Genomic DNA, 8,660 nt, shown 5'->3' with positions numbered 1-8,660 from the left:
TGTCATGGGGGTGTTCGGCGGGGTCGCTCGACGCCGTGCAGGGGCGTCGAAACGGGTCCTGATCGTCGTCCAGAACATTCCGCTGCGCTATGACCGCAGGGTCCGCAGCGAGTGCCGGGCACTGCTGGACGCCGGCTACGGTGTCACGGTCATCTGCCCGAAGGACACGGCAGACGAACCGGACGAGCAGGTCGCCGACGGCGTGGTCGTCCGCTCCTACCCGCCGCCGCCGGCGACGTCGGGGCTGGTCAGCTACCTCGTCGAGTTCGTCGTCTGCTGGCTGCGCACCGCCCGGCTGTCGCTGCGGGCGGCGCGGGCCGAGGGCTTCGACGTCATCCAGGCGTGCAACCCGCCGGACACGTACTGGCTGCTCGGCCTGCTGTGGAAGCTGCGCGGCAAGAAGTTCGTCTACGACCAGCACGACCTGTGCCCCGAGGTCTACGAGGCCCGGTTCGGCAAGCGCGGCCCGCTCTACCGGGCGCTGCTGCTGCTCGAACGGGCCACCTACGCCACTGCCGACCGCGTGGTCAGCCCGAACCCGTCGTACCAGGAGATCGCGCTCACCCGCGGCAAGCTGCCGATCGAGCGCACCACCGTCGTGATGAGCTCACCGGACCCGGAGCTGATGAGGCGCGGCGAACCGCACCCGGAGCTGCGGGGCGGCCGGGAGTTCCTGGTCTGCTACATCGGCATCATGGGGCCGCAGGACGGCGTCGACCGGCTGCTCGACGCCGCGGCCCACTACGTGCACGTGCTGGGCCGCACCGACACCCGGTTCGCGCTGCTCGGCTACGGCGACAGTCTCGACGACCTGCGCGCCCAGTGCACCCGGCTGGGCCTGGACGAGTGGGTGACGTTCACCGGCCGGGTCGACCAGGCCGAGCTCGGCCGCTGGCTGTCGACGGCCGACGTCGGCGTCACGCCGGACCCGCCGTGCGAGTTCAACCACCGTTCCACCATGAACAAGACGCTGGAGTACATGGCGCACGAGGTGGCGGTGGTGGCCACCGATCTGCGCGAGACCATGCGCTGCGCCGGGCCGGCCGCCGAGTACGTGCCCGACGGCGACCCGGTCGTCATGGCCAAGACCATCGCCATGCTGCTGGACGACCCGAACCGGCGGGCGCGGATGGGCGCCACGGGCCGGCAGCGCATCGAGACCGAACTGGCCTGGCAACTGCAGGCCCGAGACTACGTCGCGCTCTACAACGGACTGCTGGACGTCACCAGCAACGGGGGGAACAAGTGAAGACCGCCATTCTGGCCGGCGGCCTCGGCAGCAGGCTCGCCGAGGAGACCGTGGTGCGGCCCAAGCCGATGGTCGAGATCGGCGAACGGCCGATCCTCTGGCACATCATGCGCCACTACCTGCACTACGGCCACGACGAGTTCGTGATCGCCTGCGGGTACAAGGGCGAGGTCATCAAGCGGTGGATGCTGGACTACTCGACGCTCAGCGCCGACGTCACGGTCCGGCCCCGCACCGGCGACGTGACGCTGCACCGCTCCGACGTCTGCGAGGACTGGGCGGTCGACGTCGTCGACACCGGCCAGTCGACGAACACCGGCGGGCGGATCAAGCGGCTGGCGCCGTGGGTCGGCACCGACACCTTCATGCTGACCTGGGGCGACGGTGTCAGCGACGTCGACCTCGACGCGCTGCTGGCCTTCCACCGCAGCCACGGCAAGATCGCGACGCTGACCGCCGTCCGGCCGCCGGCCCGCTACGGCCACATCGTCACCGACGGCGACCAGATCGTCGAGTTCTCCGAGAAGCCGCAGATCGGCGAGGGCTGGATCAACGGTGCCTTCTTCGTCCTGGAGCCCGCCGTCTTCGACTACATCGAGGGCGACGACACCCAGTTCGAGAAGGAGCCGCTGGAGCAGCTGGCCAAGGACGGCCAGCTGATGGCGTACCACCACCACGGGTTCTGGCAGTGCATGGACACCGTGCGCGAGAAGCACATCCTCGAAGAGTTGTGGCGCAGCGGGAGCGCGCCCTGGAAGATCTGGGAGTAACACCTCGATGCGCATTCTCGTCACGGGCCACGACGGCTACATCGGCACCGTCCTCGTCCCGCTGTTCCAGCAGGCCGGGCACGAGGTCGTCGGCGTCGACAACGGGCTCTTCTCCGCCTGCGCGTTCGCACCGGACCGGGCCAAGCCCGACGCCGAGCTGCGCCTGGACATCCGCGACCTGCGCGAAGAGCACTTCGAGGGCGTCGACGCGGTGGTCCACCTGGCCGGCATCTCCAACGACCCGGTGGGCGACCTCAACCCGGCCACCACCTACGACATCAACCACCTCGCCACTGTGCACGTGGCCCGCACCGCGAAGGCGGCCGGCGTCCCGCGGTTCGCCTTCTCGTCCTCGTGCAGCATCTACGGCGCGCACGGCGACGACGTGCTCGACGAGTCCGCCGAGTTCTACCCGGTCACGCCGTACGGCGAGTCGAAGGTGCTGAGCGAGCGCGACCTCACCGCGCTGGCCGACGACGACTTCAGCCCGACGTTCCTGCGCAACGCGACGGCGTACGGCGTCTCGCCGCGGCTGCGCGGCGACCTGGTGGTCAACAACCTCACCGGGTACGCCGTCACGACCGGCCAGGTGCTGCTGAAGAGCGACGGCACGCCGTGGCGCCCGCTGGTGCACATCGAGGACATCGCCCGGGCGTTCCTGGCCGTCGTCGAGGCGCCGCGCGACCTCGTGCACCTCAAGGCGTACAACGTCGGCCGCACCGACGAGACCTACCGCATCCGCGAGGTCGCGGAGATCGTCGCCGAGGTGGTGCCGGACTCCGTCGTGAGCTTCGCTCCCGGCGCCGGCCCGGACAAGCGCAACTACCGGGTCGACTGCTCGCTGATCGCCCGCGAGCTGCCGGCCTTCCAGCCGCAGTGGACCGTCCGCCGCGGTGTCGAGGAGCTGTACGCCGCCTACCTCGAGACCGGGCTGACCGAGGACGACCTCACCGGCTCGCGGCTGCAGCGGATCAAGCACATCAAGGCCCAGCAGGAGAGCGGTCTCGTCGACGAGCAGCTCCGGGTCACCACCCTGAACGGAGCGACCCATGTCTGATCCGGCCATCCCCTGCCGCTCCTGCGGCTCCACCGACCTGCGGCCGTTCCTGTCGCTGGGCAAGACCCCGCTGGCCGACGCGCTCGTCACCGCCGAGCAGCTGGACCAGACCGACCCGACGTTCCCGCTCGACGTGGCGTTCTGCCCCTCCTGCACGCTGGTGCAGATCCTCGAGGAGGTCCCGCCGCAGCAGCTGTTCGTCGACAACTACCTGTACTTCTCCTCGTTCTCCGACCACCTGCTGCGGCACTCCCGCGAGCATGTCGAGGGCCTGGTGGCCAACCGCGGGCTGAACGCGTCGAGCTTCGTCGTGGAGCTGGCCAGCAACGACGGCTACCTGCTGCGCAACTTCCTGCCGCACGGTGTGAAGGTGCTGGGCGTGGACCCGGCGCCGGACCAGGCCAACGCCGCCCGCGAGGCCGGCGTGCCGACCATCGAGGAGTTCTTCGGCGTCGAGTCGGCACGGCGGATCCGCGCCGAGCACGGCCCGGCCGACGTCATCATCGCCAACAACGTGATGGCGCACGTGCCGGCGCTCAACGACTTCGTCGGCGGCATGGCCGAGCTGCTCGCCGACGACGGACTGATCACCGTCGAGAACCCGTGGGTGAAGGACCTGGTCGACCACGGTGAGTTCGACACCGTCTACCACGAGCACCTCTGCTACTACTCGTGCACGTCGGTCGACGCGCTGGTCCGCCGGCACGGCATGTTCCTCAACCACGTCGAGTACTTCCCGGACCTGCACGGCGGCACGCTGCGCTGGCACATCGGCAAGCGCGAGCAGGTGTCGCAGGCGGCCCGGCGGATGCTGGACGGCGAGCTGGCGGCGGGCCTGACGACGTTCGGCTACTACGCCGACTTCGCCGGGCGGGTCGAGAGCATCCGCACCGGGCTGCGCTCGCTGCTGGAGGAGCTGAAGGCCGGCGGCGCGACGATCGCGGCCTACGGCGCCGCGGCCAAGGGCAGCACGATGCTCAACTACGTCGGCCTGGGCACCGAGCTGATCGACTTCGTCGTCGACCGCAACACGTGGAAGCAGGGCAAGTACATGCCCGGCGTGCACGTGCCGATCCGCCCGGTCGAGGCGCTGCTCGACGAGCAGCCCGACTACGTGCTGGTGCTGGCCTGGAACTTCCTCGCCGAGATCCTGGAGCAGCAGGAGGAGTACCGCGACCGCGGCGGCCGCTTCGTCCGTCCCGTCCCGACGCCGGAGATCCTGCCATGAGCACCGCCTGCCCCGCCTGCGGCTCCGGCGACGCGCGCTCGTTCTACCAGTGCGCCGACGTGCCCGTGCACAGCTGCCTGCTGGTCGACGACGAGCGGACGGCGCTGGACTTCCCGCGCGGCGACCTCGACCTGATGTTCTGCACGGCCTGCGGGTTCGTCTACAACCGTGTGTTCGACCCGGCGCACAACGCGTACTCGTCGGACTACGAGGAGACCCAGGGCTTCTCGGCGCGGTTCCAGGACTTCATCGCCGACCTCGCCGGCCAGTGGGTCGACCGCTACGACCTCGTCGGCAAGACGGTCGTCGAGATCGGCTGTGGCAAGGGCGAGTTCCTCACCGAGATGGTGCGTGCGGGCGCGGCGCACGGCATCGGTGTGGACCCGGGGGTCCATCCGGAGCGGATCGCCGACGACGTCGTCGGCCGCACCACGTGGATCCCCGGGTTCTTCCCGCGCGACTACCCGGAGCTGACGGCCGACGCCGTCATCTGCCGGCACACGCTGGAGCACATCGCGCCGGTGGCCGACTGGATGCGCACCGTCCGCGCGGCCATCGGCGACCGCACCGACACCGTGGTGCTGTTCGAGCTGCCCGACGTCCGCCGGGTGCTCGAAGAGGGCGCGTTCTGGGACGTCTACTACGAGCACTGCTCGTACTTCTCGACCGGCTCGCTGGCCCGGCTGTTCCGGCGCACCGGCTTCGAGGTGCTGAACCAGTGGACCGCCTACGACGACCAGTACCTCATCGTCGAGGCGCGGCCGTCGACCACACCGGCGCCGGGCACGCCCGAAGCCGTCGAGGGTGACCTCGACGCCGTCGGGCGGGCCGCCGACCGGTTCGCCGCCGCGCACGCGGCCATGATGGACCGCTGGCGCGAGCGGCTGCGGCACGTCGCCGACGGCGGCGGGCGCAGCGTCATCTGGGGCTCGGGCTCCAAGGGGGTGGCGTTCCTCGCCGCGCTCGGCGCCGACTCCGCGCTGGTCGACGCGGCCGTCGACATCAACCCGTTCAAGCACGGGCGGTACATGGCCGGCAGCGGGCACCGGATCGTCGCTCCGAAGGAGCTGCAGGAGCTGCGGCCGGACCTGGTCATCGCGATGAACTCGGCCTACCTGGACGAGATCGGCCGCGACCTCGCGACCATGGACGTCGCCACCACCCTGGAGGCCGTGTGACCGGGCTGTCGTCCTGCCTGGCCTGCGGCGGGCAGCGGCTCAAGGGGGTCGCCGACCTGGGCGACTCCCCGGTGCTCACCGGCGCGCTGTTCGAGGACCGGGAGCGCGCCCGCGCCGCGGTGCACGGCCGGCTCGACCTCTCTGCCTGCCTGGACTGCGGTCACGTCCAGAACGTCGCGTTCGACCCGGAGCTCGTGGAGTACGACGTCAGCTACGACAACTCCCTGCACTTCTCCGGCACGTTCCAGGCCTACGCCGACGAGCTCGTCGCGCGGCTGGTCGGCGAGTACGGCATCCGGGGCACGCACGTGGTCGAGATCGGCTCGGGCAAGGGCGACTTCCTCGCCGCGCTGGCCGCGGCTGGTGGCAACACCGGCACCGGCTACGACCCGACGGTGGAGCCGCTGACGCGGATCGAGGGCGTGCGGCTGGTGCAGGACTACTTCCGCCCCGGCGAGCAGGTCGAGCCGTACGGGCTGCTGGCCTGCCGGCACGTGCTGGAGCACCTGGAGGACCCGGCGGCGCTGCTGACGTCGCTGGTGCCGGACGCGCCGGCCGGCGCGCTGTTCTACCTCGAGGTGCCGTCGGCGGAGTTCAACTTCGGCCCGGACGGCCTGTGGGACTGCATCTACCCGCACGTCTCGTACTTCTCCGCCGGGTCGCTGGCGGCGCTGCTGCGGCGGACCGGCTTCGAGATCGTGTCGCTGGAGCGCTCGTTCCACGGCCAGTTCCTCTCCGCGGAGGTGCGGGTCGGCCACAGCGCCGACGGCATCGACGACCCGGGCGAGCACCTGGCCGTCGTCGACGCGTTCGGCCGGCGGCACCAGGAGGCGGTCGCCCGGTGGCGGGCCGACGTCGCCGCCGCCGCGGAGCGCGGGCAGACCGTCGTCGTGTGGGGCGCCGGGTCCAAGGGCGTCAACTTCCTCAACGCCGTCGATCCCGAGGGCACGCTGCTCGCCGTCGACATCAACCCGCGCAAGCACGGCCGCTACCTGCCCGGCGGCGGGCACCGCGTCGTCGCTCCGGAGTCGCTGCGCGACCTGGACGTGTCGACGGTCGCGGTGACGAATCCGGTCTACCGCGACGAGATCGCGCGGATACTGGCCGAGCTGGGCGTGCCGGCCGACGTCGTCACCGTGTGACGCGGCCGGCCTCGGCCTCGACGCCGTCGAGGTAGATGTCGAGGTCGGCCCGGGTGGCGGTCTCGGCCGCACCGGACGTGCGCCGCTCCGGCCCGACACGGTCGACGACGCCGTGGCCGAACCGGCTGGCCAGCTCGCGCATCGAGGCGCCGCCCGTGCGCCGGGCCGCGCGCGCCACGATGCGGGCCAGCGAGGCGTCGCGGGTCAGCGCCGGCACCGGTGCGAGCCGGTCGGTGGCCCGCAGCACCAGCCGGTACGCCGTCGACGGAAGCAGCTCGGCCTCGACGTCGGCGGGGAACGGCGTGCCGAGCACCCGGCGGGCCCGGGACAGCACGACGGCCAGCGCCGGCCCCGCGCCCCACTCGCGGGCCCGCTCGACGACGTCGTCCCAGCGATCCACCCGCCGGGCCAGCGCGTCGACGTCGACCAGCAGCAGCATGCGGTCGGCGCCGGTGAGCGTCGCGTGCAGGCAGGCGTGCACCAGCGAGTCGACCGGATCGAGCGTCCACGCCGCGCCGAGCCCGAGCGGCACCCGCACCCGGCGCGACAGCAGCTCGCGCGTGCCGATGGAGAACTCCACCCGCTCGGTCTTCATGTTCAGCATCGCCCAGTGCAGGTCGATGATCAGCCCGGACGGCGTGAGGACGTGCATCTCGCCGGGCGTGGCGCGGTAGCGCAGCGCCTCCGGCGGGTCGGCCACCCGCCAGCCGGCGTCGAGCAGCCGGTCGACGCCGCGGCGCAGGTCGGCGGGGTCCACCAGCACGTCGAGGTCCTGGTAGGTGCGGATGCCCGGCACCGGATGCGCCGTCTCGGACAGCACCGGGCCCTTGAACGCGACCCAGGACAGGTCGTCGAACAGCTCGTCGAGCGCGCCGAGGGTCGCGACCGCCCGCAGATGGTGCGCCATCGCCGCGTTGCGGTCCGCACGCAGCGTCTCGGCCGGCGCCAGCCCGGCGTCGCGCAGGAGGACGTGGGCCAGCGGCGCGACGCGGTGGCGCCGGACCGCGGTGACGAACCGGGCCTCGTCGTCGGCGGCGGGCCCGACCCGCGGCGTCTCGCCCCGGGCGACGGCGAGCACGGCGTCGGCCGTACGGCGCGCGCCTGCTTCCACCGGTCCACCCCCCAAAGACGACCCCGGACGGTAACAGTACCGCCCGGGTCGTCATGGAGCATCCCGAGTTACAGGGGTTCGCCGGTCTCGTGCCAGACGTTGCCGGAGAGGGTCACACCGACGATGTTCGTCAGCGGGCCGTAGAAGCCGCACTTGTCGAAGATCGCCGTGCTGAAGCGGTTGTTGACGATGCGGACATTGGTCCAGTTCTCGCTGCCGCCGCCCTCGTAGGCGCCGCCGTACACGGCGTACCCGCCGCCGGAGACGATGTTGTCCTCGATCAGCAGGTTGGAGCCGTGCGACGTGCCGATCATGATGGCGGCGTTGCCGACCTCGGCGTCCATCTCGAGCACGTTGTGCCGGATGACGATGTTGTTGCCGCCGGTCGACTGAATGGCGTCCTGGTGCGCCCCTTGGGCGTTGTACTCACCGTGGTCGTGGATCCAGCTGTCCTCGATGATGACGTCGCCGTTGGCGCGCGGCCCGTCGCCGAACCCGTAGATGTTCGCCCGCCGCAGCGTGTACCTCGCGTAGCCGATGGCCTCGGAGCCGTCGGGGTTGCCGCGGCCGTCGAGCTCGACGTCCTCGATCACCAGCCCGTGGTTGTCGGGGTTCAGGAAGATGGCCATGCCGCCGGGCTGCCGGACGCGCACGTTGCTGATGAGCACGTCGTCGGCGTTGACGACGATGGAGCCGGTGATGTCGAGGTCGCGCAGCACGGCGCCGTCCTCGGTGACGGTGATCGACCCCGACGGCGTCAGCGTGCTGCCGGGCTTGATGCCGGTGTTGGACGCGTTCGGGTAGTCACCGCCGGACGGGCCGTCGTCGTCCGGCGGCGGAGGCGGCTCCTCCGTCGGCGTCGGCTCGGGCTCCGGCGTCTCGGTGGGCGTCGGGGTCGGCGTCGGCGTGGGGGTCGGCGTCGGGG

The 8,660-nt window shown here is 71.4% G+C and carries 7 protein-coding genes and 1 pseudogene; 6 read left to right on the top strand and 2 right to left on the bottom strand.

Features of this window, described 5'->3' with window-relative positions; all coding sequences use genetic code 11:
* The 6 genes from C1I92_RS32035 to C1I92_RS32010 form a co-directional block, all read left to right on the top strand.
* Positions 1-1,249, top strand: a 1,249-nt coding sequence (locus tag C1I92_RS32035; RefSeq protein ID WP_233507509.1) for a glycosyltransferase family 4 protein, incomplete at its 5' end; no start/stop codon positions are given.
* Positions 1,246-2,019 carry a glucose-1-phosphate cytidylyltransferase gene (gene rfbF / locus C1I92_RS32030; protein ID WP_111258682.1) on the top strand — a complete coding sequence of 258 codons (774 nt, stop codon included), beginning with the start codon at positions 1,246-1,248 and terminating at the stop codon, positions 2,017-2,019. The genes C1I92_RS32035 and rfbF, both read left to right, overlap by 4 nt.
* Positions 2,020-2,026: 7 nt before the next feature.
* Positions 2,027-3,076, top strand: a complete 1,050-nt coding sequence (locus tag C1I92_RS32025; RefSeq protein ID WP_111258681.1) for an NAD-dependent epimerase/dehydratase family protein — start codon at positions 2,027-2,029, stop codon at positions 3,074-3,076.
* Positions 3,069-4,304: a class I SAM-dependent methyltransferase gene (locus C1I92_RS32020; RefSeq protein ID WP_111258680.1), complete on the top strand. Its 1,236-nt coding sequence runs from the start codon at positions 3,069-3,071 to the stop codon at positions 4,302-4,304. The genes C1I92_RS32025 and C1I92_RS32020 overlap by 8 nt, the downstream gene beginning before the upstream one ends.
* Positions 4,301-5,482 carry a class I SAM-dependent methyltransferase gene (locus C1I92_RS32015; protein ID WP_111258679.1) on the top strand — a complete coding sequence of 394 codons (1,182 nt, stop codon included), beginning with the start codon at positions 4,301-4,303 and terminating at the stop codon, positions 5,480-5,482. Before C1I92_RS32020 ends, C1I92_RS32015 begins: the two co-directional genes overlap by 4 nt.
* On the top strand, positions 5,479-6,624 hold the full coding sequence (locus C1I92_RS32010) for a class I SAM-dependent methyltransferase (RefSeq protein WP_111258678.1): 1,146 nt from the start codon (positions 5,479-5,481) through the stop codon (positions 6,622-6,624). Before C1I92_RS32015 ends, C1I92_RS32010 begins: the two co-directional genes overlap by 4 nt.
* Here the strand turns inward: C1I92_RS32010 and C1I92_RS32005 are convergent.
* Positions 6,614-7,735, bottom strand: a complete 1,122-nt coding sequence (locus C1I92_RS32005) for a nucleotidyltransferase domain-containing protein (RefSeq protein ID WP_158564391.1) — start codon at positions 7,733-7,735, stop codon at positions 6,614-6,616. The two genes, C1I92_RS32010 and C1I92_RS32005, sit on opposite strands and share 11 nt — an antisense overlap.
* Positions 7,736-7,803: 68 nt before the next feature.
* Positions 7,804-8,660, bottom strand: a pseudogene (locus C1I92_RS34195) (hypothetical protein); the annotation flags it as partial.

Source organism: Jiangella anatolica (assembly GCF_003236295.1).
GTDB classification, from domain to species: domain Bacteria; phylum Actinomycetota; class Actinomycetes; order Jiangellales; family Jiangellaceae; genus Jiangella; species Jiangella anatolica.
Note: the sequence above shows the minus strand (reverse complement) of the source record. Positions and strands in the feature narration are given on the sequence as shown.

Coding starts and splice junctions, on each gene's coding strand:
- C1I92_RS32025 (WP_111258681.1), top strand. CDS start 2,027: ATGCGCATTCTCGTCACGGGCCACGACGGCTACATCGGCACCGTCCTC.
- C1I92_RS32020 (WP_111258680.1), top strand. CDS start 3,069: ATGTCTGATCCGGCCATCCCCTGCCGCTCCTGCGGCTCCACCGACCTG.
- C1I92_RS32015 (WP_111258679.1), top strand. CDS start 4,301: ATGAGCACCGCCTGCCCCGCCTGCGGCTCCGGCGACGCGCGCTCGTTC.